Below are 25,728 nucleotides of genomic sequence, written 5' to 3'. Positions count from 1 at the left end.
GGAGGTAATCCCCATGAAAACCGTTCGTTTGACCATGGCCCAGGCCCTGGTCCGGTTCCTGGAGAACCAGTTCATCGAGGTGGACGGCGTTCAGAACCGCTTCGTCCGCGGCGTATTCATCATCCCCGGCCACGGCAACGTGGTGGGCTTCGGTCAGGCGCTGACCCAGGAGGCCAAGCACCTGGAGGTCTGGCACGGCCAGAACGAGCAGGGCATGGCCCAGGCCGCCGTGGCCTTCGCCAAGCAGATGAAGCGCAAGCAGATCTGCGTGGCCACCTCTTCCGTGGGCCCCGGCGCCGCCAACATGGTCACCGCCTGCGGCACCGCCACCGCCAACAACATCCCCCTGCTGGTGCTGCCCGGCGACGTGTACGCCTGCCGCCAGCCCGATCCCGTGCTGCAGCAGGTGGAGCAGACCAACAACCTCTCCATCTCCACCAACGACGCCTTTAAGGCCGTCTGCCGCTACTGGGACCGCATCGTCCGTCCCGAGCAGCTGATGAGCGCCTGCATCTCCGCGTTCCGTGTCCTGACCGACCCCGCCAACACCGGCGCCGTCTGCATCGCCATGCCCCAGGACGTGGAGGGTGAGGCCTATGACTATCCCGTCAGCTTCTTCGCCAAGCGGGTGTGGCGCCTGGAGCGCCGCCCCGCCACCGAGGCCGCGCTGGATGAAGCCGCCGAGGCCATCAAGAAGGCCAAGCGCCCCCTGCTGATCTGCGGCGGCGGCGTCCGCTACTCCGAGGCTCACGATGAGTTCCGCGCCTTTGCCGAGGCCACCGGCATCCCCTTCGCCGAGACCCAGGCGGGCAAGAGCGCCATTGAGTGGACCCACCGCCTGAACCTGGGCGGTGTCGGCGTCACCGGCTGCTCCGCCGCCAACGACATCGCCAAGAAGGCGGACCTGGTCATCGGCGTCGGCACCCGCTACACCGACTTCACCACCTCCTCCAAGTGGCTGTTCAAGGACACCTGCAAATTCGTCAACATCAACGTCTCCGAGTTCCAGGCCCTGAAGATGGACGCCATCCCCGTGGTGGCCGACGCCAAGGACGCCCTGCCCCGCTTGCTGGCCAAGCTGGACGGCTACAAGGCCCCCTACAAGGGCGAGGTCGAGGCCGCCCGCGAGAAGTGGGCCAAGGAGCTGGAGCGTCTGGACCACATCGTCTTTGAGGACAAGAAGTCCTGGAAGCCCATCATCAACGACGCCAACGCCGACTCCGCCAAGCGCTATGCCAAGGACCTGAAGGCCGGATTGTGCCAGACCACCGTTCTGGGCGCCATCAACGCCATGATGAGCGAGGGCGACGTGGCCATCGGCGCCGCCGGCTCCCTGCCCGGCGACATGCAGCGCATGTGGCGCCCCACCGGCATCGACTGCTACAACATGGAGTACGGCTACTCCACCATGGGTTATGAGGTGGCGGGCGCCCTGGGCGTGAAGCTGGCCATCGGCGACAAGCGGGAGGTCTACGCCATGTGCGGCGACGGCAGCTTCAACATGCTCCACGGCGAGCTGGTGACCGCTGTCATGGAGCACAAGAAGATCAATATCTGCCTGTTTGACAACGCCTCCTTCGGCTGCATCAACAACCTGCAGGTGGGCCACGGCAACAAGACCCTGTGCACCGAGCTGCGCTACCGCAATAAGGACGGCCTGTTCGGCGACTTCCTGAACATCGACTATGCCAAGGTGGCGGAGGGCTATGGCTGCAAGAGCTATTCCATCCGCACCATGGAGGAGCTGGTAGCCGCCTTCGAGGACGCCAAGAAGGTCAAGAACCAGCCCGTCCTGTTCGATATCAAGGTCCTGCCCAAGACCATGACCGACGGCTACGGCTCCTGGTGGCGCGTGGGCGACACCGAGGTCTCCGAGCGCAAGGAGAACCTGGAGGCCTACAAGGACCACCTGGCCCACGTGAAGGATGCGCGGAAATATTAAAGGTCCTCTAGGGGGGACTGCGTCCCCCCTAGATACGAAACCGCCGCGCCGCCTGCGGCGGCACAGCGGTTTCGATACCCCCCTCTCCCTCGCACAGCGAGGGAGCCGCGCCCAGTGGCGCGGGCAGTGGAGTTCCGGACAGGCAAAGCCCGCCCGGAACAGCGAATTGAATTTTCTTCTTTTGCCTCCGGCGAAAGAACTGGGGAAACCGCAGGTTTCCCCTAGCCCCCTTCCTCTCGGACGGGCTTTGCCCGCCCGAAAGGGAGCGGATCGCAGGTACAAGGAGGCGCAGCGATGGATTGCCCGTACTGCGGCGCTGAGATGGAAAGCGGCGCACTGCAAAGTCCCCACGGTATTTATTGGCTGGATCAGCCCGGCAAATACCGCCCTCCACAATGGGCAAAAAGCGCGGAGGGACTGTGTGACCAGGATAACCTGATGCAATCCCCCTATATCCCCGCCTCCCGCTGCCCCAGGTGCAGGAAGATTATTCTTACATATTAAAATCCTACCATATCATATTATAAGGTAAAGGAAGGTAATCAACATGGATAAGGTTTTGAAAATCGGCATCATCGGCTGCGGTGCCATCGGCAAGGATCACTGCCGCCGCATCATCGAGACCGTCCCCGGCGCCACCGTGGTGGCTGTCTCCGACTATGTGGCCGCCGCCGCTGACGACACCGCCGCCAAGTATGGCATCAAGTCCTACGGCAACGACTGTGACGGCATGATCAAGGACCCCGAGGTCGAGGCCGTGGTCATCACCTCCATCGACCCCACCCATCACGATTATGTGATGAAGACCCTGGCCGAGGAGAAGTGGTGCTTCTGCGAGAAGCCCCTCAGCCAGAATGCCAAGGACTGCGAGGAGATCATCAACCGCGAGGTGGAGATTGGCAAGCGTCTGGTCCAGGTGGGCTTCATGCGCCACTATGACCGCGGCTACGCCGAGATGAAGCGCATCATCGACTCCGGCGAGCTGGGCGCTCCCCTGGTCATCAAGGCCTGCCACCGCAACGTCTCCCAGGGCCCGGGCTTCAAGACCGAGAACGGCGTGACCAACGTGGCCATCCACGAGCTGGACATCTGCCGCTGGCTACTGGACGACGAGTACGAGGACGTGCAGTGTGTCAAGGTCCGCCAGTCCGCCAACTCCGACAAGGGCTATGACAACCCCCAGGTCATGCTGATGCGCACCAAGAAGGGCTGCTTCATCGACGTGGAAGTCCAGGTGGCCGACGGCTACGGCTATGACATCCAGTGCGAGGTCGTCTGCGAGAACGGCACCGTCAAGCTGCCCGATCCCTACGCCGTGGTCCGCCGCTCCCGTCCCCAGGGCTGGGACAGCGTGAATCCCGCCGAGTCCATGCCCATCATGACCGACTGGAAGGAGCGCTTCATCGAGGCCTATGACATCGAGTTCTGCAAGTGGGTGGAGTCCGTCCACGCCGGCAAGCTGACCGGTCCCTCCGCCTGGGACGGCTATGTGGCCTGCGTCGCCGGCGACGCTCTGAACGCCTCCCGCGGCACCTCTCAGTTCCTGAAGGTGGAGACCATGGAAAAGCCCGAGATGTACAAGTAATTTAAATAGGTATCGTTTGTTTTGTCCCAGTATCGGGGGCATGTGCCAAAAGCACATGCTCCCGGTTTTCTTTTTGCAAATATAGTCAATTAACTTGAAAAATTGCATGCGATTTTTCAAGCGGGCGATGCCCACTGTGCGTAAAGCGCACAGCGATTGACTATGAAATGCAAATCAAGGCCGCAGTCCGCGGCCTGTCACAGCGCACATGCGCTGTGACACTTGAAAAGTGAATTGATTATAAACAGAGCGGCGTTATACGCCGCTCTGCCTTCTTTTTTTATTCAATTTCCATATGGACCGACTCGTGGAACACCGGCTCCACCAGGCCGGGAATATCCACCGCGTCGGTGAAGTGGAGTTCCTCTGCGTACTCCCGGATGAGGGATATGATATACGGGTGGGGCCGCTCGTCGGGCCGCCGGGCCGCCACACTGACCACCGCCGTCTTGGGATGCAGCATGTCCAGCAGCTTGCGGCTGGTGGAGGACAGGGATGCGTGGTGGGGCACCTTCAGGATATCGCAGGGGGACAGCATGTCGTTGTTCCACACCACAGCGTAGGCGTCGCCGCCCAGGACGATCTCCTTTCCGTGGTAGTGCAGCCGCTGGCGGAGGCTGGAGACATTCATGCACTTGCCCCACTGCATCAGGTCATAGCGGTTCCGCTCTCCGCGGAACACCGCGTCATAGACCGCCTTCTGCCGGGGATACAGCGCAGGCTCTCCGCAGATGATATCCATGGAAAGGCCGGCGGTCAGCCGACAAAACTCCTGCCTGTCTCCGGGCAGCTCCACCATCTCCCGCACCCGCCCCGGATGCTCCCGCAGCATACGGGCGTACATATCCACACACCGCATCGCGTTCCGGGCGGCTCTGGGCAGGCCGTTGTCGCCGTCAGGCTCCAGATTGCAGCTGTCCTCCGGCGGCGTGTAGGTGCTGACCAGGCGGTCCACCGTCACTGCGTCCAGCACCCGTCCCAGGCCGCCCACATGGTCCCGGTGGAAATGGGTCAGCAGCAGCATGTCCAGATGGGTGACGCCCTGCTTCTTCAAAAAGTCCCCGGCATAGATGCGCTGGGACCGCGGGTCCAGCTCGGTGGGGTGGTCGTCCCGGAGCAGGTTGTCATGCCCGCAGTCCACCAGCATGGCAAAGATCTGTTCACCGTTCTCGAATTCCCGGATCAGGGTGGAATCCCCATTGCCCACGTTGATAAAATCCAAGGCCAGCATATCCATGCCCCCTCATATTTGTATTTTATTGCTATTAAGATATCACAGTTTGCAGGTCCCTGACAACCAAAAGTGCAGTTCCGCTCCTCCAAATTTTTTTCACCAAAATTTGGCAACCTGACGAAAACAAACATCCTGCCTTACGGCAGGATGTTTTGCGCTTATTACAATTTCCGCAGGCGTCCACCAATGCAGTCTTGCTCTCCGTCCTGGCATCGGACCAGTGCCAAAAGCCCCGGTCCGTCTGCGCTTTTGTCCACAGGCCAAAAGCGGCCGCCGCGGCGGGCTGATCGAACATGAAAGGGGGACCGCCCGGCCCCCTTTCATACTTTCCCCCCGCAGCGAGGTGACCTTCACTTTTCTTTTACAGCTTCCGCAGGGCGTCCACCAGTGCGGTCTTACTCTCCGTCCTGGCGTCCTTCATCTTGACGATGCGGGCGGGGCTGCCGGCCACCACGGCGTTGTCCGGCACATCCTCGATGACCACAGCGCCTGCCGCCACCACGGCGTTCTTTCCAACATGGACGCCCTCGATGACCACGGCGTTAGCGCCGATGAGCACGCCGTCCTCCACGACGACAGGGGTGGCGGAGGCGGGCTCCACCACACCGGCCAGCACTGTGCCCGCACCGATATGGCAGCGGTCGCCCACCATGGCCCGGCCGCCCAGGATCGCGCCCATGTCGATCATGGTGCCCTTGCCCACCACCGCGCCGATGTTGATGACCGCGCCCATCATGATGACCGCGCCCTCGCCGATGGTGACCTTCTCCCGGATGATGGCACCGGGCTCGATACGGGCCTTGATGCCCTTCAGATCCAGCAGGGGCACCCCGGAATTCCGCCGGTCGTTTTCCACCACGCAGTCGGTGATCCGGTCGGCGTTGGCCTCCAAAATGGGGCCCAACTCATTCCAGTCGCCGAACACCACATGGCTGTTTCCCTCGCCAAAGACCTTGGCCGCGCCAAAATCCACCGCTCCCGTGGTATTCACGTACAGCTTCACCGGGGTCTTTTTTTCGGAATTCGCGATATAATCGATGATCTCCTGGGCATTCATAGCATGTTCTCCTCATTGTTTGATCAGGTGGGGATGCTGTCCGGTGCTTGGCAGAGGCCCGGTGGGGCCTCCTTGTTGCAGGCGGCTCTCCACACCGCGCCGCAGAGGCTCCGCCCCTGCACCCCGCCGCCTTTGAAAAGGCGGGCGAAACTTTTACTTCGCTCCGAACAGGATCTTTTGCAGGTCATAGACGCCGCTGGGCTTGCCCGGCAGCAGGCGGGCCATGTGCAGGGCGCCGTTCACAAAGATCTGGCGGCTGGCGGCCCGGTGGGTGAATTCCAGCTCCTCGTCGGGGCCGAAGAAGTGGACGGAGTGTGTCCCCGCCACCGTGCCGCCCCGGAGGGCGTGAATGCCGACCTCCCCCTTTTCCCGCTTGCCGCAGTTCCCCTCCCGGCCATAGACCGGTGTCAGGGCGTGGTTCGGATCGATAGCGTCCAGCAGCAGCTTGGCGGTGCCGCTGGGTGCGTCAGCCTTCTGATTGTGGTGGGTCTCGGTGATCTCAATGTCAAAATCCGGCTTCAGTACATCGGACACCACTTGCAGCGCCCGGTACAGCACGGCCACGCCCAGGGAGTAGTTGGCGCTCCACAGCACCGGCGCGGCGGTCCCCAGGGACTCCAGCTCCGCCTTCTGGGCGGCGGTGTATCCGGTGGTGCCGGAGAGCAGGGGCGTGCCGGTCCGGCGGACGTAGGAGCAGATCTCCGGCAATGTCTCCGGGCGGGAGAAGTCCATCACCACGTCGGCCGCTCTCCCCAGCTTGGCAAGCTGTTCCAGGTCATCCCGGCCAAAGGCGGCCGCGACCTCGTCTCCGTTGGCCTTGGCGGTCTCCGCGATGAGCCTGCCCATTTTGCCCCGGCCGATCAACAGCAGCTTCACAGCAGTCCGACCTCCTGCAGGCTGGCCCGCAGCACCGCCTGGTGCTCCTCGCTCATCTCACACAGGGGCAGGCGCATGGGGCCCACGTTCAAACCCATCATGTTCATGGCGCTCTTGACAGGGATGGGGTTCACCTCGATAAACAGGTCGTTCATCAGCTTCAGGTACTTCAGGTGGTTGGCCACCGCCTCCGCCTGGTTGCCGGCCAGGTAGTCCGCCACGATCTTGTGGCACATGCCGGGCATGACGTTGGCATAGACGGAGATGACACCGCTGCCGCCGATGCTCATCAGGGGCACGGTGATGTCGTCATTGCCGGAGTACAGGGCAAAGTCCGGCCCGACACAGTGGGCGATCTTCATGGCATAGCTCATGTCGCCGGAGGCCTCCTTGATGCCCGCGATGTTGGGGTGCTTTGCCAGCTTCTCCACCACGGAAACGGGAATGGAGCAGCCGGTGCGGCCGGGGACATTGTACAAAAGGCAGGGGATCTGCACCGCGTCCGCCGTCTCCGCAAAGTGGCGGTACATGCCCTCGGGGTTGGCCTTGTTGTAGTAGGGGGCGATCAGCAGCAGGGCGTCGGCGCCCATGTTCTGATACTGGATGCTCTTCTCCAGCTGGGTGGCGGTGCAGTTGGAGCCGCTGCCCACGATGACGGGGACCCGGCCGTTCACGACCTTGATGGTGTGCTCCACCACGGAGGCGTCCTCCTCGTGGCTCATGGTGGGATATTCGCCGGTGGTGCCCAGGGTCAGGATGCCGTCGGTCCCCTCCGCGATCTGCCGCTCCAGCAGGTCGGTCAGGACTTCGAAATTGACGCTGCCGTCCTCATGGAACGGGGTGATCATAGCGACGATAGAACCTTGCAGATGATGGAACTTCATGTTGGTGCCCTCCATTTTTTCTGTAATACGGATATGAAAAAACGGTAGAGGCACGCCTCTACCGAACGTCAGCCGTGTTGGTTGCACGGAGCAGCACACTTGGCAGATAGCGCACCCGCGACCTTTGCCGCGGACAGTCCCGCGGGTATTCCCCACGGCCCCACCCCTCGTCCGCGCCCGGGCGAAAGATTCGGCGGATTTGCCCTCGCCACGCTCCTCGCCTGCCGGCTCCCGTGGGTCCATCGCATCCGCGCCTCTATCTCATTTTTGGCTATCATACCACCAATGTCTTCCGCTTGCAAGAGAAATTTTTCAAATCCCCTGTTCGATTTCAAAAAATCGTGCTATCATGATGCAGATATATCCCTGTATGCCGTCTATTTTCGCCTGCACAAGGAGGCCCTTCCATGTCCACATCTGCTGTCGTCCACCGCCGGGCCCTGCACCGCATCCCGGAGCTGGACCGCCACCTGCCAAAGACGCTGGCCTATGTCACGTCCGTTTTGGAGCCGCTGAACGGCGCGCTCTCCTTCCCCACCGCCGGAAGCGTGTGCGCTTTTTTTGACGCCGGAAAACCGGAGACCGTGGTTTTCCGGGCGGACATGGACGCCCTGTCGGTGACGGAGGCCACCGGCCTGCCCTATGCCTCCGTCCACCCCGGCCGGATGCACGCCTGCGGCCACGACGGCCATACCGCCATGGCCCTGGCGCTGGCGGAATACGTGTCCGCCCGCCTGTCTGAACTGCCCCGGAATGTGCTCTTCCTGTTTCAGCCCGCCGAGGAGACCACCGGCGGCGCCCGGGAGCTGTGTAACACCGGGCTCCTGGAGCGCTGTCATGCGGTGCGGGTCTTTGGCCTGCACCTGTGGCCCGGTCTGGAGGCCGGGCGGGTCTTCTCCCGTCCCGGCCCCCTGATGGCCCGGTCCAATGAGGTCACTGTCACCGTGACCGGAAAGAGCGTCCACCTCTCCCGGGCCGCCGAAGGGCGGGACGCGCTGGCGGCAGGTATCGCCTATCTGCAAAGGGCCTATGACATGGCGGACAGTCTGCCATTGGAGGAGCCTCTGGTCCTGCGGTTCGGCAGGATGGTGTCCGGCACCGTCCGCAACGCCGTCAGTGGGCAGACGGTGCTGGAGGGGAGCCTCCGGACCTACCGGGAGGAGACCTATCTCCTCTGCCGGGAGAGGCTGGCGGAGATCGGCGCGGCGCTGGCGGCGGAGACCGGGTGCGGTGTGAACGTCCATCTCAGCGAGGGATACCCCGCCGTGTGGAACCATGAGGGACTGTATGGGACCATCCGCACGCAGCTGGGGGCGGACGCCCCGGCGGAGCTGGACGCCCCGGTCCTGGCGGCGGAGGATTTCTCCTTCTATCAGAAAAACGTACCCGGCGTGTTCTTCTTTTTGGGAACCGGAGATACAGCGGAGCTCCACGCTCCCAGCTTTTGTTTCGACGATGAGACGGTCTTGCCCAGAGGCGTGGAATTTTTGAAAAAGCTGCTCTGGCTGGTGTGAGATCACTTGGGTGTCCTGGGTGGGACGAGATATTCGCGCCGCCGGCGCACTCCCATCCCGTCCGCAGGCAAAAATTTTCATACAGGTCAAGCATAAAAAACGGCCAGCCCTCCCGGGCTGGCCGTTTCTCCTTTACAGCGTCTTGATGAACTTTTCGATGCGGTCCAGGCCCTCCTTCAGGTCCTCGTCGGAATAGCAGTAGCTCAGCCGCATATAGCCCTCGGTGCCGAAGTAACAGCCGGGGATGAGTCCTACCAGCCCCTCCTTCAGCATTTTTTCACAAAAGGTCAGGGAATCCATGCCGTACTTCTCGATGTTGATGAACATGTAGAACGTGCCTTCCGGCTCCTGGACCTCCAGGCCCATATCCACCAGGCGCTTATACACATAGTCCCGGCGCTTGTGGAAGATCTCCACCATGCCGCTGGTGTCGCTCTCCAGCGCGGCCACGCAGGCAGGCTGGACGAAAGCGGGGGCGGAGACCACGGAGTACTGGTGGAAAATCTGCATCCGGTCCCGGATGGGGGCGTCCGCCAAGCAGTAGCCCAGACGCCAGCCGGTCATGGCATAGGGTTTGGAAAAGCTGTTGATGACGATGATGCGGTCCCGCATGTCCTGATACTCGGAGAAGCTGTGGTAGCTGTCCGTATAGGTCAAAGTGCGGTACACGTCGTCGCACAGGACGAAGATGGGCTTGTCCTTCAGGATATCGTGGATAGCGTCCAGGGTCTCCTTGGTGTAGATGCAGCCGGTGGGGTTGTTGGGAGAGGTCAAAATGATGGCCTTGGTCTTGGGGGTGATGGCCGCCTTCAGCTGATCCGGGTCGATCTGGAAGCGGTTCTTCTCCGTGGGCATGCACACCGGAACGCCCCGGCACAGCCGGGTGATAGACTCGTACAGGCTGAACGCCGGGGTGGGGATGATGACCTCATCGCCGGGATTCAGAACGGTGGAAAGGCCGATGAACAAGCCCTCGGTGGCGCCGATGGTCAGGATGATCTCCTCGGGGTCATAGTGCAGTCCATGGACCTTTTCCTCAAACTTGGAGATGGCCTCCAGCATGTAGGGATAGCCGTTGCCGGGGGGATAGTGGGTGTCGTTGGCATCCAGGGCGGCCTTGGCGGCTTCCTTCACCACTTCCGGCGTATTCTGGTCCGGCTCACCGATGGTCAGCGCGCAGGCGCCGGGGGTCCCCCGCACCAGAAAGGTAAAGCGGCGGATGCCGGAGAGCTCCTCGCCCAGCACCGCGCTGTTCAGAGTCAAATCCATGGGTCTCACGCTCCTCTTCATAAATACACAGATAGTATAGGCGCTGGAAAAAAGCTTGTCAACGGCGTTTTTGATATAGTCAACGCAGTTGACAAGGAGTAGGGACTCCTTGTCAACCGGCGGACCAATGGTCTGCCGGCGCGCAAAGCGCGTGTGCGTTTCCTATGAAGTCAGGCACAGAAGGCCGCATACGCGGCCTGCAATGCTGCACAGCAGCATGGCGTTGAAAAGACTTTTTTGGAGTCTTTTCAACTGTGCCGACTATAAAAAGAAGCGGCTCTCCGGTCCGGAAAGCCGCTTCTTCATCTTATACAGCCGGCGTCCCGCCGGTATCCTCCCCGGTCCCGTCCACCTGGGACGGCTTCAACTCCGGCCGCTCCTCGCCCTCAAACCAGAAGTTCTTGGCGTAGACGATGCCGTTCTCCGGAAATTCCGCGGTCTCCAGCACGTAGGTATACCAGATATGGTCGCCCTTGTCCAGCAGGACCGCCCGGGGCACATCCTCCGTGCTGAAGTTCAAATAGCCCAGGCTGTTCTCCATGCGGACATAGTAATGGGTGTTGCCGCCGATGACCGCACTGCGGATCTCCGCGATCACACCGTCGCCCATCCGGGTCTCCCCGTCGTTCACGTCGATGGCGCCCGCGCCGATCAGGCCCTTGTTGGCCAGCGTCAGACGGTAGTTGACCTCGCAGTCCGCCACCGTACTGCCGGTGGAGACGATGGAGTACTGCTGGACATTCACCATGGCGTACATCTTCACCAGGCCGTCCTCACCCTTCAGGGCCATGAAGTAGGTGGGCTGCTCCGCGATGTTCAGCAGGAGCGGGAAGGTGGCCTTGTAGCGCATCTGCTGCACCTGGCTCTGGGCGGAGTCCATGGCGGAATTCTCCGTGGCGCCGGCGCAGGGATAGTAGCGGGTCTCCTTGGTCCGCTGGTTGGTGAGAATGAAGCCGATGTTGGACTGGTCGCTGGTGACGGAGGTAACGCCGGTGTACATATACACGTCGTCGTCAATGGCGATATAGTTCCAGCCCTCGGTGGTCAGTGTCACGTCCTTCTGGCCGAACATGGAGTTCAGGAAGCCGTTGTGGTACATGCCGTAGTAGTCGTACTGCTGCATGATGATGTCGTAGGAGTACACCCGGTCCACCCAGTTGGGGACCTCCTCGTAGTACTCGCTCTCGCCGGTGATGGCGTTCACCAGCACAGCGCCCTTGACATCCGTGCCGCCGAAGAGTCCGATGGTCTTGACGATGCGGGAGCAGACCCAGTAGGGGATGCCCTCCTCGTCGATCTCAAACACCGGCTCGTCGAACATCATGGTGGGATAGCGGAACCGCAGGTGGCGGTACAGGTTCCGGCCGAAATGCTCCGCCGTGGTGTACTTCATGCCCTCCCCCAGACGGACCACCTCTGCCTCCTGGGTCACCATGTCGATGATGAGGTAGGCGGGCAGGCCCTTGGAGCGGTTGGTGAACCACTTGATGAGATCGCCATAGGCCAGGGAGGTCACCCGAACCGGGCGGCCCTGGTAGTTGATCTGGGTGTAGTTGGGCAGGATCTCAAACTGGGACACCATGTCGCTCAGCTCGCCCAGCTTGCGGCTGCCCAGCTGGGCGGCGGAGTCCGCGTCCAGCATGGGGATCTGGTCGTAGTTGATCTCCTCCACCTCAGCGGTGAAGTCGCCGTTCCGCAGGGGCAGCAGCTCGCTGTATGCGCCTGCCCGCAGGACGACCCAGGAGGTCAGCGCGCCCAAGGCGATGGCGGCGATCATCGCCAGCAGCGCCAGGAAGGGAATGGCGCACTGTTTTTTGACAAAGCCCAGATAGCCCTTCACGCCCTCCCCCTGGAAGCCGGAGGTCAGCACGGCGCAGACGCAGTACACCGCGCAGAGCAGGAAGGCGAACACATAGAATTCCTCGGCGTGCAGGTTGATGGCCGGCAGCTCCACATAGAAATACGCCAGGCCCACCGCCAGGGTCACGCCCAGGTTGATGAGGGTGCGGGTAAAGGCGTTGCCGATGGGCTTGCGGGGTTTGCGGGCGCGTCTCGGAGGCGGGGTGAAACCCTCGCCGCCTCCCTGGAAGCCGCCGGGGTTAAATCCTCCGCCGGGATTGAACCCGCCGCCGAAGTTGAACGAAATCGGCATGGGATGCTCCTTTCTCTCCATTCAGTATCACTTAAATCATTTTTATGATACAGGAAATATATGAACAAATCAAGCATTCCCAAATAGAATGAAAATTTACCGGGAAATGCTGTCATCCGGCGGCGCCTGCGGGGGCTGCTGCTTGCGAAGCTGGTGGTAACGCATGATGTAGAGCAGGAGGTCATCCTCCTGCTCCAGCGCGCTTTTGATCAGCTGCTGTTCTTCTGCCTCTGTGGGAGGCTCCGCGTCCAGAATTTCATCCACGATGTTCAGGTGTCCAAGCATCCAGGACAGGGCGCCCTGCTGTTTTTCAGAGAGCCTGGGCATAAGCTGTTCCAGCTGTTTTATGATGGCTTGTTCTTTTTCCTGTCTGTCCATAAAATTTTTCTCCTCCTCTGCTTCTGGATGTATTTATCCAATTATAGTAGACACTTTCGTATAAAATCAACTACAGGATAAATTTATCCAAATATTTTTCAGGAGGGAATCATGTCAAGTGGGTTGAAGCAAGATATCTCTATTGGAGAAAATCTAAAAATTTTGCGAAAGCGGGCTCATCTTACACAAGAGCAAGTATCAGCTAAACTTGAAATTTTAGGGTTTCATCCTATGAGTTCAGACATTTTAGCCAAAATGGAACAAGGTCGTTATAGTGTGAAAATCAGCGTATTGTTAGCTTTAAAGCAAATTTACAAAGTGGATTCCTTCGATGAATTTTTTGAAGGATTATCATTCTAATTCTAATTAATGAGGGACTGCTGCCTTGCAGCGGTCCCTTTTGTCTGCCTGGTTTGCTGCAAACTGCACTGTGACACAGTGCGGGGGATGCACCCCCCATTTTCTTTGGTTGCGCCAAAGAAAACGGGCCGTGCACGGTCCAAAAGAAAAACGCTTTTGGGTGTCCAACTTTGCCCCAAAGGGGCAAAGTTGGACGGACGGGAGGTGGTGGTTAGATGTGCCACCAAGCCCGGAAATCTCCTGCTGGGTGCGCTATACCGGGTATGGGGATAGGCATGCGTGCCCGCATTTGGGGGCTGGGGTGCTGGGTTGGGGTGGTCATCGGAAGGCTTTCAGCAACAAGCCCCGTGTGTTCCGCTTCGCTACACACTACCTGGTCCTCTGTCGAGGAACAACCTCCAAAACGCACTGCCGCAACTGCCCAGGCAGCGCTGAGCGAAGCGGGGAGCGCGGAAAGGAACGCTGGTCCTTTCAGTCTTTGCCCGACCCTGCAACTCCCATTCGCGTGGCTAAAAGCTGAAAGATTCAGCAAGACCATGCCCGCGCCCAACGCAGAATCCAGTCTCGACCACCAACGGTCTCTTTCTGGGACCCCACGTCTTGTCCACACTTGGCCCGATGGGCCAAGTGTGGACACCAAAGCGCCTTTTCTTTTGACCGTGAACGGCCGTTTTCTTTTCGGCGCAACCGAAAAGAAAATGGGGGTTCATTCCCGTGCCGCAAAGCGGCACACCCCCCCCGTCCCCGCCCGTGGGCGGGAAAAATCCCCGTCCCCGGCCCATGGCCGGGCAAAACTCCCACCCCCAGGCGGCAAAAAAACCGCCTGCCCGGAGAGCAGGACACCCCCACTCCCCAGGCAGGCAAATCAGATTTTATTTGCTGACGCAGAGCCGGTCGTTCTCCACGGTCAGCTTGGCGGTGTCGCCGGCGGCCAGGGTGCCGTCCAGCATCTTCTCCGCCACAGCGTCCTCCACCTTGCTCTGGATGGCCCGGCGCAGCGGTCTCGCGCCGTATTTGGGATCAAACCCCTCCTTGGCAAGCTCCGCCACCGCCTCATCGCTGGCGTCCAGGTGAATGCCCATGGTCTCCATCCGGGCGGAGACGGTCTTCAGCATCCGGCGGGCGACCTCTTCAATGTCTTTCTCCGTCAGGGAGCGGAACACGATAATGTCGTCGATCCGGTTCAGGAACTCCGGCCGGAAGGTCTGGCGCAGCTCCGCCATGACGGTCTCCTTCGCCTGCTGGAACTTCCGCTCGGCGTCGGGATCGGTGCCCCGCTCCTCCGCGGAGAAGCCCAGCTTGGCCGCAGCCGTGGTCAGGCTCTTGGCGCCGATGTTGCTGGTCATGACGATGACCGTGTTCTTGAAGTCCACGGTGCGGCCCTGGGAATCGGTGATGCGGCCGTCGTCCAGGATTTGCAGAAGAACATTCCACACATCCTCGTGGGCCTTTTCGATCTCGTCGAATAGCACCACGGAGTAGGGCTTGCGGCGGACCTTCTCCGTCAGCTGGCCGCCCTCGTCATGGCCCACATAGCCCGGCGGGGAGCCGATGAGGCGGGACACGGTATGCCGCTCCATATACTCGGACATGTCGATGCGGATCATGGCGTTCTCGTCGCCGAACATGGCCTCCGCCAGGGATTTGCACAGCTCGGTCTTGCCCACGCCGGTGGGGCCCAGGAACAGGAAGGAGCCGATGGGCCGCTTGGGGTCCTTCAGACCCACACGGCCACGGCGGATGGCCCGGGCCACGGCCTGGACGGCCTCGTTCTGGCCCACTACCCGCTCATGCAGGATGTCCTCCATCCGCAGCAGACGGCTGCCCTCGTCCTCCGTCAGCCGGGTGACGGGGATGCCGGTCCAGCCGGATACCACGGCGGCAATGTCCTCCGCGGTGACGGGGCGGTGCTGGGTGTGGTTCTTCCGGCGCTTGTCCCGCTCGATCTCCACCTGGTCCTGATAGTTCTTTTCAATATCCCGCAGCTGGGCGGCGGTCTCATAGTCCTGCTTTGCGATGGCCGCCTCCTTGTCCTTCGCCAGGGCGGCGATCTTCTCCTCCAGGCTCTTCAGCTCGGGAGAGATCTCCTCCGCCTCCATGCGGACGCGGGAGGCCGCCTCGTCCATAAGGTCGATGGCCTTATCCGGCAGGAAGCGGTCGTTGATATAGCGGGAGGACAGGGACACCGCGGCCTCCAGCGCCTCGTCGGTGATCTGGAGCTGGTGGTGCTGCTCGTACTTTGCCCGCAGGCCCCGCAAGATCTCCAGGCTCGCCTCCTGGCTGGGCTCGCCCACCTGCACCGGCTGGAACCGGCGCTCCAGGGCGGCGTCCTTTTCGATATACTTCCGGTACTCGTTCAGCGTGGTGGCGCCCACGACGCGGATCTCCCCGCGGCCCAGGGCGGGCTTGATGATGTTGGCGGCGTCCACGGCGCCCTCGGCGGAGCCGGCGCCCACGATGGTGTGCAGCTCGTCGATGAAGAGGATGATATCGCCGGACTTCTTGACCTCCTCCAGGGCCTTTTTGATGCGCTCCTCGAACTCGCCCCGGTACTTGGTCCCGGCCACCATGCCGGAGAGGTCCAGGGACAGGATCTTCTTGTCCAGCAGGTCGTCCGGCACGTCGCCCATGACGATCTTCCGGGCCAGGCCCTCGGCGATGGCGGTCTTGCCCACGCCCGGCTCACCGATCAGGCAGGGGTTGTTCTTGGTGCGGCGGGACAGGATCTGGATGACCCGCTGGATCTCATTGTCCCGACCGATCACCGGGTCCAGCTTGCCCGCCCGGGCGTCGGCGGTCAGGTCCCGGGTGAACTCCTTCAGGGTCTTGTTTTTGCCGCTGTTGTCCTCCCGGGCGGTGCTGGCCGCCTTGGCCTCGGCGGCCTTGCCCCGGGGCGTCTCATTCAGCTTCTGCATCAGCGCCGTGTACAGGTGCCGGGCATCCACGCCCGCGGTGCGCAGGATGCGGACGGCCATGTTGTTGCCCTCCCGCAGAACGCCCGCCAGCAGGTGCTCGGTGCCCACATAGTTGTAGCCGCCCCGCATGGAGTCCTCCATGGCGATCTCCACCACCCGCTTGGCCCGGGGCGTCAGGCCCTGGGCGGGGTTGCTGCCGGGCAGCCCCGCGCCCACGCTCTTTTTGATGATCTCCACGATCATGTCATCGGTCAGGCCGGACTCGGTGAGGACCTCATGGGCCAGGCCCTCGTCCTCCCGGATCAAGCCCAGCAGCAGGTGCTCGGTGCCCACGTAGCCGTGGCCCAGCTCCCCCGCCGCCTCCTGGGAAAGCCGCAGGGCCTCCTCGGCCCTGGGTGTGAATTTATTTTCATTCATAGTCGTTTACCTTCCTTCTCTGGGAACGTTCCTGTTTATTGGTTCTCCTGATGCTCGGCCTCCAGCGTGTGGAGCTGGTCCCGCAGCTCCGCCGCCCGCTCAAAGTTCTCCTGACGGACAGCTTTTTTCATCTCCATCCGCAGCGCGTTCATCTGGCGCATCCGGGCGAAGCGGCTCTGCTCCTTCTGGTCCACCAGGTCCTCCTGCTTCTGCTGGTTCTGGGCGTCCTGCTGCGCGGGCGCCGCGCCCAAGGCGGGCATGTCGGCGAAGAAGTCGTCGAAGGGGTCCTCCAGCATCCGCGTCATCCGGCCCATCAGGCTGGGCATGGGGGAGAAGAAGTCGTCAAAGAAGCTGTTGCCGAAAAGGTTCTGCATCATCCGCTGGCTGTGCGCCGCGATCCTCTGGGAGTAGCCCAGTTTCTCGGCGCACTCGCTGCAGAGGTGCTTTTCCGTGATCTTGCCGTTGATGTTGCTCTGATAAACAAAGGTAACTTCATTCTTACCACAATTTTCACATTTCATAATCAATTCCTCCTATAAAAGCCATTCTATGATTGACAAATTTCGTGGGTGTGATCCGTCAAATTTGAAGAATCAGCACCTGCTTCATGATATCCGCCCGGACCACGTTCCGGCTCTCCCGGGGCACGGCTCCCAGAGCCTTGTCGCCCACAGCCGCCAGCAGCGCCTTTCCGATGGACGCCTCCAGCGCGCCGGACTGGACCAGGTTGCTCAAGATCGCCCGGGCCGACGGCAGGTCCACCGCGTCTCCCAGCGAGTTGATGACATGCATCAGCAGCGTCTGACGGTCCACCTGGACCCGGGTGATGCGGATGTATCCGTTGCCGCCCCGGCGGCTCTCCACGATGTAGCCGTGCTCCGGGGAAAAGCGGGTGGACATCACATAGTTGATCTGGCTGGGCACGCAATTGAAGCGCTGGGCCAGGTCGCTGCGCTGGACCTCCAGCACACCGTCCTCCGCCGCCTCCAGACTGTCCTGCAGGAAGCTGGCGATCAGATCTGAAATTCCCATATGCGTACCATCTCTTTCTATTGTTTTTTGACTTTGACTTTCTTTAACCTTTATGTTGATGTCAGTATACCACTTGTCGCGAAAATGTCAAGAGTTTATTTTTGACTTTCTTTGACTATTTTGAAAACAAATTGTGAACGGTTAGTTTTAGCAAACCGCCATTTCCGGCCATTTTGCAAATTTTTTTCAAAATTTTCTGTTATGATTTTAACGGAGCACTTGCATTTTTGAAATTGTGTGCTACAATGGGTTTACAATTCTAATGGAGGTGCTTCCCATGGCCTATAAGATCACTTCTGCCTGTGTGAGCTGCGGCTCCTGCGCGGACGCTTGCCCCGCCGGTGCTATCAGCCAGGGCGATGACCAGTATGTCATCGACGCTGCCGCCTGCCTGGACTGTGGTTCTTGCAGCGACACCTGCCCCAACGGCGCCATCGTCCCCGAGGAATAATCTATCAGGGATACATAAAAGTCCCGCAGGCAGGACCTGCGGGACTTTTTGTCGCTTTTGGACGGGGCGGGACGGCGCATCCTCCGTCTTGCAGTTCCCCGCCTTTTCCGATATAATAAATCTATCCCACGAAAAGGCGCTGATATCGTCAATTAGCTTGAAAAATCACACATGATTTTTCAAGCGGGCATTGCCCGCTGTGCGTAAAGCGCACAGTGATTGACTATGAAATGCAAATCAAGGCCGCAGACTGCGGCCTGTCACAGCGCATATGCGCTGTGACTCTTGAAAAGTGAATTGATCACTTTTCAAGATATTTGATTATGACATGCAGGTGATTATGACATGCAGGCGGTTCTATATCAGGACTATACTTTTTTTACAGATGTGGAGGCCAACCGGCGTGTCTATGCCCTGCGGCCCGCCGCTCCGGTCCCTCTCGCGGCCTATCTGCCGGAGCTGACGGCATTTCTGGATGCGCTGGGGATCGACATCAACAAGCCCGCGCCCCCGTTTGACGACCTCTCTGACCTGTGCTACGACATCCAGGGGACCTTTTTCTCCGCCGCTGGGTACGAGCTGGACTTCTCCGCCCCGGGCAAATACGTATCCTGCGTGCTGCGCGGCGGGCATGGCCGCATCACTGTTGAGGTATTCGGCATCCGGCTTTGAGCACACACTTCAAAGGAGGCCCCTATGGAACACTGGGAATCTCTCTGTCCCGGCGGATACCGGTTCGTCTATGACGACGGCCTGTTCCCGCCGGGGACGGACACCTTCCTGCTCTCCTCCCTGCCCCGGCTGAAGCCGGGCCTGCGGGTCTGCGACCTGGGCTGCGGCACCGGACTGCTGGGATTGCTGCTGCTGCAGCGGCAGCCGGAGCTGTCTGTCACCGGGGTGGAGATCCAGACGGAGGCCGTCCGGCTGGCGGACCGCGCCGCCGCGGAAAACGGCCTGACGGACCGTCTGACCTTCCGGCAGGGCGACCTGCGAAAGATCAAAACCCTGTTTCCCGCCGGGCAATTCGACCTGGTGGTCTGCAATCCGCCCTATTATCCCGCCGGCAGCGGTTGCGTTTCTGAAAATGCCGCTCTGCGGACCGCCCGCGCCGAGACGGACTGTACCCTGGAGGACGTCTGCCGGGCCGCGTCCCACCTGCTCCGCTGGGGCGGCAGCTTCTGTCTGGTCCACAAGCCGGAGCGGCTGTGCGACCTGCTGTGCACCCTGCGGGCCTCCGGCATGGAGCCAAAACGTTTGCGGGAGGTCTGTAAGACCGCCGGGGCCGCCCCCTCCCTGGTGCTGGCCGAGGGCCGCCGGGGCGGAAGGCCGGGCCTGACGGCGGAGGCTCCCCTGATCCTGCAAAGTCCCGGCGGCGCTCCCACGCCGGAGGTAAACGCCATTTATTTCAGACAACAGGAGGAAACGCCATGAGCGGCACACTCTATCTGGTCGCCACCCCCATCGGCAATCTGGGGGACTTCTCTCCCCGGGCGGTGGAGACGCTGGCGGCTGTGAACTTCATCGCGGCGGAGGACACCCGGGTGTCCGTGAAGCTGCTGAACCACTTTGCCATCAAAAAGCCCCTGGTCAGCTACCATGAGCACAACCACGTCAGCGCCGGACAGGCCATCCTGGCCCGCCTGCTGGCGGGGGAGTCCTGCGCCCTGGTGACGGACGCGGGGACGCCCGCCATCTCCGACCCCGGTGAGGACCTGGTGCGGCTGTGCGCGGAAAACGGCGTGGAGGTGCTGTCCGTCCCCGGCTGCTGCGCGGCGGTGAACGCCCTGGCCGTCAGCGGCCTGCCCACGGGGCGGTTCACCTTTGAGGGCTTTTTGACCGTCAACAAAAAGAGCCGCCGGGAGCATCTGGAGTCCCTGAAAAGTGAGGAGCGGACCATGATCTTCCACGAGGCCCCCCACAAGCTGCGCGCCACTTTGAACGACCTGTGCGCCGCCTTCGGCCCGGACCGGAGGATCGCCCTGTGCCGGGAGCTGACCAAGCTCCACGAGGAGACCCGGCGGTGCACCCTGGGCGAGGCCGCGGCTTACTACGGGGAAACCACCCCCAAGGGGGAGTATGTGCTGGTGGTCGCTGGCGCCGAGCCCTGCCGGGAGTCCACCGTCACCCTGGAGGAGGGCGTCGCCCAGGTGCTGGCCCTGCGGGAGCAGGGGATGCGTCTGAAGGACGCCGCCAAGGAGGTCGCCGAGCACACGGGCCTCTCCAAAAACGAGCTGTACGCCGCCGCGCTGAACGGCCAGGACGCCCGGTGAGAGGCTCTGCCTCCATCTGCCAAACGGTCTTTGAAAAAGCACAGATCTATAAAAATATCAGCACCCCTGCGGAGATTCCGCAGGAGTGCTTTCTTCGTTTGCAAGCATGGCAGTGCTTACAGATTCTTCAATTCCTTCAGGCATTTGGGACAGACGTTCTTCCCCTTGAATGTGGTGATATCCTTCGCGCTGTCACAGAAAATACAGCTGGGCTTGTATTTTTTCAGAATGACAGACGAGCCCTCCACATAGATTTCCAATGCATCCTTTTCCCCGATATCCAGCGTGCGGCGCATCTCGATGGGGAGTACGATCCGGCCCAATTCGTCCACTTTTCTCACAATACCCGTCGATTTCACAGTCTTTCTCCTTCTATCCTCATTTTCCAAGCCCTACGAAGACGACCATATCATATTCTGTCATTATTTGTCAATCCGAAAGGGCAAAGGTTCAAACTAATTTAACAAATCCACAAGGAGGGATCTTCACTATGGCAATGGCATGGGTCTGGACCGGGATGGTCGTTCTCTCCCTGGTGTTCGGCCTTTTCACCGGGAGCCTGGACGCGGTGGCGAACGCCGCGCTGGAAGGCGCCCGCTCCGCCATCGACCTGAGTATCTCCATGGCGGGGATCATGTGCCTCTGGTCCGGCGTCATGGAGATCATGAACGTATGCGGCCTGTCTTCCGGACTGGCGAAAGCCTTCCGCCCGGTCCTGCGGCGGCTGCTGCCAAACGCCTGCCGGGACGAAGAGACCCTGGCGGCGGTGTCCGCCAACGTCTCCGCCAATCTGCTGGGTCTCGGGAACGCGGCCACGCCTCTGGGCATCCAGGCCGCCCGGCGGATGGCCAGAGGCTGCGGCGGCATCGCCAGCGACGAGCTCTGCCTGCTGGTGGTGCTGAATACCGCCTCCATCCAGCTGCTGCCGGCCACCATCGCCTCCGTCCGGGCCGCCGCCGGCTGCCAGACGCCCTTTGACATCCTTCTCCCGGTGTGGCTGAGCTCCGTCCTCTCCGTATTTGTAGGCCTGCTGACCGCCTGGCTCCTCTCCCGCCGGGGAAGGAGGCGGCCATGAGCCTCAGCTCCTTGGTCATCCCCCTGCTGCTGGCCGGTGTGGCGGCCTACGGCATGGGAAAGCGGGTGGATGTCTACGGTGCCCTCACCCATGGTGCGGAGGAGGGATTGACGGTGCTGCTGCGCATCATCCCGTCTCTGGTGGGTCTGCTGACCGCCGTGGGCATGTTCCGTGCCTCCGGGGCCATGGAGTGGCTGTCCACTTTGTGCGCGCCGCTCCTGAAACTGCTGGGCGTGCCCCCGGAGGCCACCCCCTTGATGCTGATCCGGCCGGTGTCCGGCAGCGGCGCCCTGGCTGTTGCCACCGACCTGATGACCGTCTATGGCCCGGACAGCTACATCGGCCGGGTGGCGGCGGTGATGCTGGGCAGTACGGAGACGACGTTTTACACCATCGCCGTCTATTTCGGCTCCGCGGGCATTCACAAGACGCGGCACGCCCTCCCCGCGGCGCTGGCCGCTGACCTGACCGGCTTTATCGCCTCCGCCTTTGCGGTCCGCCTGTTTTTCGGCGCATAAAGACGGACGGGACCTCCGTCCCGTCCGCTTTTTTCATGATATCGTCAACACACCTGATATAGTCAATGAACTTGAAAAATCGCATGGGATTTTTCAAGCGGGCGATGCCCGCTGTGCGTAAAGCGCACAGTGATTGACTATGAAATTCAAATCAGGGCCGCGGTCCGCGGCCTGTCACAGCGCTCATGCGCTGTGACACTTGAAAAGTGAATTTGTCACTTTTCAAGTTATTTGATTATAAATCACAAATGGTTTTTCGGCGCGTAAAGTGCGCCTGTGTTGACTGTGAGATCTGAATCAGAACCGCATCTGCGGCCTGCCCCGGCGTATAAGCGCCGGGGCACTGGAAAAGAGGCTTTGCTTCTTTTCCAGTGATTTGATCATGCCGTATAAGGGATCCCGATCCCGACAGGCCCGTAGCTCTCCGCGAATTCGCCGTCCACCAGGAACCGCACCTCGCCCACCGTATCCAATGAGCACAGGGAGCGCCCCAGCGCCTCCAGCGCCCAGGGCAGCGCCGTGGTGTTCTCCAGCTCCTCCAGCACCACGGAGGACAGGTTCACATAGCACACATCCTCCTCCAGCCAGACGCTCTTCACCCGGAAGCCCTCCGGCATGACCGGAGAGAGGTCCTTGCCCTGCGGCCCATTCTCCAGCGCCCGGGCCACAACGCCCACCTGGGTGTCGCCCTCGTACAGATCCAGCGTCTGGTCCTCCGCCGTCAGCGTTCCGTCCTCACCCAGGAAATACAGCGTGGCCTGGACCGTGGCCACCACATCCTCCTCCGGGAAGAGCAGCACATCCCGCGTGGTAAAGACCTGCTTGTCCCGGTAGACCAGTTCCCGGCCCCGGACCGTGATCTTCACGGACAGGATATCCGGCAGCTGCGTCAGCGTCAGCGTGATGGCCTGGTCCGCCAGGGTCAGGCCCACGCCGGAGAGCGTGCTGTACGCATAGGAGAGGTCCACCACCGCCTGGCTGCCCTTCACCTCCGCCGACAGCAGCGTCGTCCCGGACGGGATGGTGCTTTTCAGCGACGCCTCCATCGGTCCGTTCAGCAGCTCCGTCACCAGAGTCTCCACCATCTGCCGGGTATCCGCCTCCTCCAGGCCGTTCAAATAGACCTTTTCCGCCTGGAGCGCGCCGTCTCCGGACGCCTCCTCCAGATCCGCCCGCATAAAATAGAGGTCATATCCCTCCGCCTGCTCCCCGCTCACATCCGCGCAGCCGCAGGTCAGCAGGACCAGCGCGCACAGCAGGATCAAACGCATTCGCTTCATGCCGGTCCTCCTTCCATTCTGGGCCAGCACACCGTGAATACCGCGCCGCCCTGGGGCCGATTGGCGGCGCTCACCGTGCCGCCCCGCCGCTTTACCGTGTCGCTGACGATAGAGAGTCCCAATCCCGTGCCGCCGGCGGCGCGGGAGCGGGCCTTGTCCACCCGGTAAAACCGCTCGAAAATGCGGGGCAGGTCCTCCTCCGGGATGCCGGCGCCGTTGTCCGCCACAGACAGCACCACCTGGTTTCCCGCCGCTTTCAGGGACACCTGCACAGCGCCGCCCGCCCCGGAGTATTTGACCGCGTTGTCCGTCAGATTGTAGATCACCTGGTGGATCTCGTCCTTGGTGGCGAGGACCGTGCATCCATCCGCCGCCTCATAGGTCAGATCCACCCCCTTCTCCTGGGCCACCAGGCTCATCATCCGCATGACCTGCTCCAGGACCGGCAGCACGTCCACCGCCACCGGCGGGTCCAAAATGCTGTTGTCCAGCCGGGTCAGCCGCAGCAGGTCCTCCGTGATGCGGCTGAGGCGCTCTGCCTCCTGCCCGATATCCGCCACGAACTCCCGGGTCGTCTCCGGGTCGATGTTGTCGGTCTGCAAAATGGAATCCGACAGCAGCCGGATAGCGGCCAGCGGCGTCTTCAGCTCATGGGACGCGTCAGACACGAACCGCCGCCGGGCGTTTTCCGTGGTCTGGAGGCGGTCTGTCAGGCTGTTGAACTCCTGGCCGATCTGGGCGATCTCATCCCGTCCGCTCACCTGGGCCCGGTGGCTGTACGCGCCCTCCCGCACCTGGCGGATGGCGGTGAGCAGGTTTCCGATCTTCTTGGTCAGCGCCATGGACAGAAACAGGCTGAGCGCCAGCACCACCACGCCGATAAAGGCGGACAGGCGCAGCAGATTCCCCTGCAGGCCCGCCAGAAGGGCGGCCTGCTCGGTGTCGTATTCATAGGCATACACCGCGCCGATGATCTGGTTCTGATACAGCACCGGCGAGGACGCCCGGCTGCGGAACGCGCCGTTTTGGTAGATGCAGGAGGAGGCGTCGTTGCCCATCAGGGCCTGGACCACCTCGGCATACAGCACATACTTGCCCACGGCGCTGTCGGTCTCCCGGGTGTCGTAGAGGACCTTTCCCGCCGCGTCCGTCACCAGGATGCGGGAGAGTCCCGTCTCCTCCACCACCGCCATGGCCGCCGCCACATTCTCCTCGTTCAGCCTGTCCAGGCCGGACAGGGAGTACACCATCACGGAGACGTTGCTCTGCATCGTGGTCACCTTGGACCGGAACACCATATTCTCCGATACCAGCAGCGGATAGCTGTTCAGCAGCAGGAGCACTGCCGCGATGATGCAGATATAGCTCAGTCCGAATTTGGCCCGGAGGCTGCCCCAGATCCTCTGTCTATCCTTTGAAATAGTACCCCACTCCCCACTTGGTCATGATGTGGTCCGGCTCCGCCGGATTTTTCTCCAATTTCTCCCGCAGGCGGCGGATGTGGACATCCACCGTGCGGTAATCCCCAGTGTAGGTATAGCCCCACACCACGTTCATCAAATTCTCCCGGCTGTACACCCGCCGGGGATTCCGCATCAAAAGCTCGATGAGGTCGTACTCCTTGGCGGTCAGATCCACCACCTGTCCATCCCGGATGGCCACCCGCTCCTCGGTGTTCAGCGACAGATCTCCCACCGTCAGCACCGCCCCCTGGATGCGCTGGACACCGGCGGCCCGCCGGAGCAGCGCCCGGACCCGGGCCTTCAGCTCCAGGATGTTGAAGGGCTTGGTCAGATAGTCGTCCGCGCCGCACTCAAAGCCCATGAGCTTGTCCGCGTCCTCGCTCTTGGCCGTCAGCATGATGACGGGCACGTTGGAGAACTCCCGGATGCGCATGCAGGCCTCCAGGCCGTCCAGCTCCGGCATCATCACATCCAGGATGATGAGGTCGAATTTATTGTTGCGGGCCAGCTCCACGGCGGCCGCGCCGTCATAGGCGCACTCCACCTGATAGCCCTCATTTTCCAAATTGAATTTCATGCCCTTCACCAGGGTCTTTTCGTCATCCACCACTAAGATCTTCATTCTGTATCCTTTCCATCCACGGTGATCCGGTCCTCCAGCGCGGCAAATCTGCCCTCGCCGATCCCGGATACCTTCATGATCTCCTCCACAGTCTCAAAGGGACCGTTTTCCGTCCGGTACGCCACGATGCGGCGGGCCAGCTCCTCCCCGATGCCGGGCAGCTCCGCCAGCTCCTCCACGGCGGCGCTGTTCAGATCCAGCGGGGACAGGTCCGGCTGGATGTCCGCCTGAGGCACCTCGGTCTCCGTCTCCACCGCCACGCCTGTCTCATCCGGCGCCATAGCGGCCCGGTCCTTCCAGAACAGCGCCAGCAACAGGCACAGAAACAGCGCTGTTGCCGCCAGCAGAAGCCATTCCGCTTTTGCAATTTTTCCCTTTTCGTTCATGGTTGAACTCCCATGCATTTTTTGGTATACTATCGGTATGTCGAATCC

At 61.4% G+C, this 25,728-nt stretch carries 26 protein-coding genes and 1 riboswitch; of the genes, 11 read left to right on the top strand and 15 right to left on the bottom strand.

Going from position 1 to position 25,728, the window contains the following annotated elements; translation table 11 throughout:
• The first annotated feature begins 13 nt into the window (after window positions 1-13).
• The 3 genes from iolD to Q0Z71_RS10595 all read left to right on the top strand — a co-directional run bounded on the left by iolD (window position 14) and on the right by Q0Z71_RS10595 (window position 3,527).
• Window positions 14-1,942 (top strand): 3D-(3,5/4)-trihydroxycyclohexane-1,2-dione acylhydrolase (decyclizing), encoded by a 1,929-nt coding sequence (gene iolD, locus Q0Z71_RS10605; protein WP_298022130.1) that lies wholly within the window; start codon window positions 14-16, stop codon window positions 1,940-1,942.
• A 294-nt stretch (window positions 1,943-2,236) separates the two neighbouring features.
• The gene (locus tag Q0Z71_RS10600; RefSeq protein WP_298022127.1) at window positions 2,237-2,446 is read left to right on the top strand and encodes a PF20097 family protein; all 210 of its coding nucleotides are present in this window, start codon (window positions 2,237-2,239) and stop codon (window positions 2,444-2,446) included.
• 43 nt (window positions 2,447-2,489) lie between these two features.
• Window positions 2,490-3,527: a Gfo/Idh/MocA family protein gene (locus Q0Z71_RS10595; protein WP_298022124.1), complete on the top strand. Its 1,038-nt coding sequence runs from the start codon at window positions 2,490-2,492 to the stop codon at window positions 3,525-3,527.
• 280 nt (window positions 3,528-3,807) lie between these two features.
• Here Q0Z71_RS10595 and Q0Z71_RS10590 read toward each other — a convergent pair whose 3' ends face one another.
• From Q0Z71_RS10590 to dapA, 4 genes are all read right to left on the bottom strand, one after another.
• Window positions 3,808-4,758, bottom strand: coding sequence for a ComEC/Rec2 family competence protein (locus Q0Z71_RS10590; protein WP_298022121.1), 951 nt, complete (start codon window positions 4,756-4,758; stop codon window positions 3,808-3,810).
• Window positions 4,759-5,122: 364 nt separating this feature from the next.
• Window positions 5,123-5,818, bottom strand: coding sequence for a 2,3,4,5-tetrahydropyridine-2,6-dicarboxylate N-acetyltransferase (dapD, locus tag Q0Z71_RS10585; RefSeq protein ID WP_298022119.1), 696 nt, complete (start codon window positions 5,816-5,818; stop codon window positions 5,123-5,125).
• 153 nt (window positions 5,819-5,971) lie between these two features.
• Entirely contained in the window at window positions 5,972-6,694 is a 723-nt protein-coding gene (gene dapB, locus Q0Z71_RS10580) for a 4-hydroxy-tetrahydrodipicolinate reductase (RefSeq protein WP_298022116.1), read from the bottom strand.
• Window positions 6,691-7,578 carry a 4-hydroxy-tetrahydrodipicolinate synthase gene (gene dapA / locus Q0Z71_RS10575; protein ID WP_298022113.1) on the bottom strand — a complete coding sequence of 296 codons (888 nt, stop codon included), beginning with the start codon at window positions 7,576-7,578 and terminating at the stop codon, window positions 6,691-6,693. Before dapA ends, dapB begins: the two co-directional genes overlap by 4 nt.
• 99 nt (window positions 7,579-7,677) lie before the next feature.
• Window positions 7,678-7,845, bottom strand: a riboswitch (Lysine riboswitch).
• A gap of 140 nt (window positions 7,846-7,985) precedes the next feature.
• Between dapA and Q0Z71_RS10570 the strand changes: the two genes are divergently transcribed.
• Window positions 7,986-9,092: a M20 family metallopeptidase gene (locus Q0Z71_RS10570; RefSeq protein WP_298022111.1), complete on the top strand. Its 1,107-nt coding sequence runs from the start codon at window positions 7,986-7,988 to the stop codon at window positions 9,090-9,092.
• 132 nt (window positions 9,093-9,224) lie between these two features.
• Here Q0Z71_RS10570 and Q0Z71_RS10565 read toward each other — a convergent pair whose 3' ends face one another.
• From Q0Z71_RS10565 to Q0Z71_RS10555, 3 genes are all read right to left on the bottom strand, one after another.
• Window positions 9,225-10,361 (bottom strand): pyridoxal phosphate-dependent aminotransferase, encoded by a 1,137-nt coding sequence (locus Q0Z71_RS10565; RefSeq protein ID WP_298022108.1) that lies wholly within the window; start codon window positions 10,359-10,361, stop codon window positions 9,225-9,227.
• Between the two features lie 307 nt (window positions 10,362-10,668).
• Window positions 10,669-12,513, bottom strand: coding sequence for a CvpA family protein (locus tag Q0Z71_RS10560; RefSeq protein WP_298022105.1), 1,845 nt, complete (start codon window positions 12,511-12,513; stop codon window positions 10,669-10,671).
• Window positions 12,514-12,609: 96 nt separating this feature from the next.
• Window positions 12,610-12,891: a hypothetical protein gene (locus Q0Z71_RS10555; protein WP_298022101.1), complete on the bottom strand. Its 282-nt coding sequence runs from the start codon at window positions 12,889-12,891 to the stop codon at window positions 12,610-12,612.
• Window positions 12,892-13,002: 111 nt separating this feature from the next.
• Between Q0Z71_RS10555 and Q0Z71_RS10550 the strand changes: the two genes are divergently transcribed.
• The gene (locus Q0Z71_RS10550; RefSeq protein ID WP_298022100.1) at window positions 13,003-13,251 is read left to right on the top strand and encodes a helix-turn-helix domain-containing protein; all 249 of its coding nucleotides are present in this window, start codon (window positions 13,003-13,005) and stop codon (window positions 13,249-13,251) included.
• An 872-nt stretch (window positions 13,252-14,123) separates the two neighbouring features.
• On the opposite strand, the gene Q0Z71_RS10545 is transcribed toward Q0Z71_RS10550, so the two are convergent.
• The 3 genes from Q0Z71_RS10545 to Q0Z71_RS10535 are packed head-to-tail and all read right to left on the bottom strand — an operon-like array spanning window position 14,124 to window position 17,615.
• Window positions 14,124-16,583: an ATP-dependent Clp protease ATP-binding subunit gene (locus Q0Z71_RS10545; RefSeq protein ID WP_298022097.1), complete on the bottom strand. Its 2,460-nt coding sequence runs from the start codon at window positions 16,581-16,583 to the stop codon at window positions 14,124-14,126.
• A gap of 35 nt (window positions 16,584-16,618) precedes the next feature.
• Window positions 16,619-17,104, bottom strand: coding sequence for a UvrB/UvrC motif-containing protein (locus Q0Z71_RS10540; RefSeq protein ID WP_298022093.1), 486 nt, complete (start codon window positions 17,102-17,104; stop codon window positions 16,619-16,621).
• Window positions 17,105-17,162: 58 nt separating this feature from the next.
• Complete coding sequence (locus tag Q0Z71_RS10535; protein WP_298022091.1) at window positions 17,163-17,615, bottom strand: CtsR family transcriptional regulator; 453 nt, start codon at window positions 17,613-17,615, stop codon at window positions 17,163-17,165.
• 277 nt (window positions 17,616-17,892) lie between these two features.
• Between Q0Z71_RS10535 and Q0Z71_RS10530 the strand changes: the two genes are divergently transcribed.
• The 4 genes from Q0Z71_RS10530 to rsmI all read left to right on the top strand — a co-directional run bounded on the left by Q0Z71_RS10530 (window position 17,893) and on the right by rsmI (window position 20,336).
• Complete coding sequence (locus Q0Z71_RS10530; RefSeq protein ID WP_025544307.1) at window positions 17,893-18,066, top strand: DUF362 domain-containing protein; 174 nt, start codon at window positions 17,893-17,895, stop codon at window positions 18,064-18,066.
• Window positions 18,067-18,411: 345 nt separating this feature from the next.
• Window positions 18,412-18,738 carry a hypothetical protein gene (locus tag Q0Z71_RS10525; RefSeq protein WP_298022088.1) on the top strand — a complete coding sequence of 109 codons (327 nt, stop codon included), beginning with the start codon at window positions 18,412-18,414 and terminating at the stop codon, window positions 18,736-18,738.
• 24 nt (window positions 18,739-18,762) lie between these two features.
• Window positions 18,763-19,497: a tRNA1(Val) (adenine(37)-N6)-methyltransferase gene (locus Q0Z71_RS10520; protein WP_298022085.1), complete on the top strand. Its 735-nt coding sequence runs from the start codon at window positions 18,763-18,765 to the stop codon at window positions 19,495-19,497.
• Window positions 19,494-20,336 (top strand): 16S rRNA (cytidine(1402)-2'-O)-methyltransferase, encoded by an 843-nt coding sequence (rsmI, locus tag Q0Z71_RS10515; protein WP_298022083.1) that lies wholly within the window; start codon window positions 19,494-19,496, stop codon window positions 20,334-20,336. The genes Q0Z71_RS10520 and rsmI overlap by 4 nt, the downstream gene beginning before the upstream one ends.
• A 116-nt stretch (window positions 20,337-20,452) precedes the next feature.
• Here rsmI and Q0Z71_RS10510 read toward each other — a convergent pair whose 3' ends face one another.
• Window positions 20,453-20,695 (bottom strand): AbrB/MazE/SpoVT family DNA-binding domain-containing protein, encoded by a 243-nt coding sequence (locus Q0Z71_RS10510; protein WP_298022079.1) that lies wholly within the window; start codon window positions 20,693-20,695, stop codon window positions 20,453-20,455.
• Window positions 20,696-20,826: 131 nt separating this feature from the next.
• Here Q0Z71_RS10510 and Q0Z71_RS10505 point away from each other — a divergent pair, with 131 nt between their 5' ends.
• A complete protein-coding gene (locus Q0Z71_RS10505) occupies window positions 20,827-21,411 on the top strand; it encodes a spore maturation protein A (protein WP_298022075.1) in 585 nt (194 codons plus the stop codon).
• Window positions 21,408-21,929: a spore maturation protein gene (locus Q0Z71_RS10500; protein ID WP_298022072.1), complete on the top strand. Its 522-nt coding sequence runs from the start codon at window positions 21,408-21,410 to the stop codon at window positions 21,927-21,929. Before Q0Z71_RS10505 ends, Q0Z71_RS10500 begins: the two co-directional genes overlap by 4 nt.
• A gap of 380 nt (window positions 21,930-22,309) precedes the next feature.
• On the opposite strand, the gene Q0Z71_RS10495 is transcribed toward Q0Z71_RS10500, so the two are convergent.
• The 4 genes from Q0Z71_RS10495 to Q0Z71_RS10480 all read right to left on the bottom strand — a co-directional run bounded on the left by Q0Z71_RS10495 (window position 22,310) and on the right by Q0Z71_RS10480 (window position 25,680).
• The gene (locus Q0Z71_RS10495; protein ID WP_298022067.1) at window positions 22,310-23,209 is read right to left on the bottom strand and encodes a GerMN domain-containing protein; all 900 of its coding nucleotides are present in this window, start codon (window positions 23,207-23,209) and stop codon (window positions 22,310-22,312) included.
• Complete coding sequence (locus tag Q0Z71_RS10490; RefSeq protein ID WP_298022064.1) at window positions 23,206-24,552, bottom strand: cell wall metabolism sensor histidine kinase WalK; 1,347 nt, start codon at window positions 24,550-24,552, stop codon at window positions 23,206-23,208. Before Q0Z71_RS10490 ends, Q0Z71_RS10495 begins: the two co-directional genes overlap by 4 nt.
• Window positions 24,553-24,616: 64 nt before the next feature.
• Entirely contained in the window at window positions 24,617-25,294 is a 678-nt protein-coding gene (locus Q0Z71_RS10485; RefSeq protein ID WP_298022061.1) for a response regulator transcription factor, read from the bottom strand.
• Window positions 25,291-25,680 (bottom strand): helix-hairpin-helix domain-containing protein, encoded by a 390-nt coding sequence (locus Q0Z71_RS10480; protein ID WP_298022058.1) that lies wholly within the window; start codon window positions 25,678-25,680, stop codon window positions 25,291-25,293. The genes Q0Z71_RS10485 and Q0Z71_RS10480 overlap by 4 nt, the downstream gene beginning before the upstream one ends.
• Window positions 25,681-25,728: the final 48 nt, after the last annotated feature.

The sequence above is a fragment of the uncultured Dysosmobacter sp. genome (genome assembly GCF_947631635.1).
In the GTDB taxonomy this organism is placed as follows: domain Bacteria; phylum Bacillota; class Clostridia; order Oscillospirales; family Oscillospiraceae; genus Oscillibacter.
This window is presented reverse-complemented; position numbering and strand designations above follow the sequence as displayed.

Coding starts and splice junctions, on each gene's coding strand:
- Q0Z71_RS10540 (WP_298022093.1), bottom strand. CDS start 17,104: ATGAAATGTGAAAATTGTGGTAAGAATGAAGTTACCTTTGTTTATCAG.
- Q0Z71_RS10545 (WP_298022097.1), bottom strand. CDS start 16,583: ATGAATGAAAATAAATTCACACCCAGGGCCGAGGAGGCCCTGCGGCTT.
- iolD (WP_298022130.1), top strand. CDS start 14: ATGAAAACCGTTCGTTTGACCATGGCCCAGGCCCTGGTCCGGTTCCTG.
- Q0Z71_RS10535 (WP_298022091.1), bottom strand. CDS start 17,615: ATGGGAATTTCAGATCTGATCGCCAGCTTCCTGCAGGACAGTCTGGAG.
- Q0Z71_RS10555 (WP_298022101.1), bottom strand. CDS start 12,891: ATGGACAGACAGGAAAAAGAACAAGCCATCATAAAACAGCTGGAACAG.
- Q0Z71_RS10595 (WP_298022124.1), top strand. CDS start 2,490: ATGGATAAGGTTTTGAAAATCGGCATCATCGGCTGCGGTGCCATCGGC.
- Q0Z71_RS10495 (WP_298022067.1), bottom strand. CDS start 23,209: ATGAAGCGAATGCGTTTGATCCTGCTGTGCGCGCTGGTCCTGCTGACC.
- dapA (WP_298022113.1), bottom strand. CDS start 7,578: ATGAAGTTCCATCATCTGCAAGGTTCTATCGTCGCTATGATCACCCCG.
- Q0Z71_RS10520 (WP_298022085.1), top strand. CDS start 18,763: ATGGAACACTGGGAATCTCTCTGTCCCGGCGGATACCGGTTCGTCTAT.
- Q0Z71_RS10565 (WP_298022108.1), bottom strand. CDS start 10,361: ATGGATTTGACTCTGAACAGCGCGGTGCTGGGCGAGGAGCTCTCCGGC.
- Q0Z71_RS10570 (WP_298022111.1), top strand. CDS start 7,986: ATGTCCACATCTGCTGTCGTCCACCGCCGGGCCCTGCACCGCATCCCG.
- rsmI (WP_298022083.1), top strand. CDS start 19,494: ATGAGCGGCACACTCTATCTGGTCGCCACCCCCATCGGCAATCTGGGG.
- Q0Z71_RS10480 (WP_298022058.1), bottom strand. CDS start 25,680: ATGAACGAAAAGGGAAAAATTGCAAAAGCGGAATGGCTTCTGCTGGCG.
- Q0Z71_RS10530 (WP_025544307.1), top strand. CDS start 17,893: ATGGCCTATAAGATCACTTCTGCCTGTGTGAGCTGCGGCTCCTGCGCG.
- Q0Z71_RS10525 (WP_298022088.1), top strand. CDS start 18,412: ATGCAGGCGGTTCTATATCAGGACTATACTTTTTTTACAGATGTGGAG.
- Q0Z71_RS10500 (WP_298022072.1), top strand. CDS start 21,408: ATGAGCCTCAGCTCCTTGGTCATCCCCCTGCTGCTGGCCGGTGTGGCG.
- dapD (WP_298022119.1), bottom strand. CDS start 5,818: ATGAATGCCCAGGAGATCATCGATTATATCGCGAATTCCGAAAAAAAG.
- Q0Z71_RS10600 (WP_298022127.1), top strand. CDS start 2,237: ATGGATTGCCCGTACTGCGGCGCTGAGATGGAAAGCGGCGCACTGCAA.
- Q0Z71_RS10485 (WP_298022061.1), bottom strand. CDS start 25,294: ATGAAGATCTTAGTGGTGGATGACGAAAAGACCCTGGTGAAGGGCATG.
- Q0Z71_RS10560 (WP_298022105.1), bottom strand. CDS start 12,513: ATGCCGATTTCGTTCAACTTCGGCGGCGGGTTCAATCCCGGCGGAGGA.
- Q0Z71_RS10505 (WP_298022075.1), top strand. CDS start 20,827: ATGGCAATGGCATGGGTCTGGACCGGGATGGTCGTTCTCTCCCTGGTG.
- Q0Z71_RS10550 (WP_298022100.1), top strand. CDS start 13,003: ATGTCAAGTGGGTTGAAGCAAGATATCTCTATTGGAGAAAATCTAAAA.
- Q0Z71_RS10590 (WP_298022121.1), bottom strand. CDS start 4,758: ATGCTGGCCTTGGATTTTATCAACGTGGGCAATGGGGATTCCACCCTG.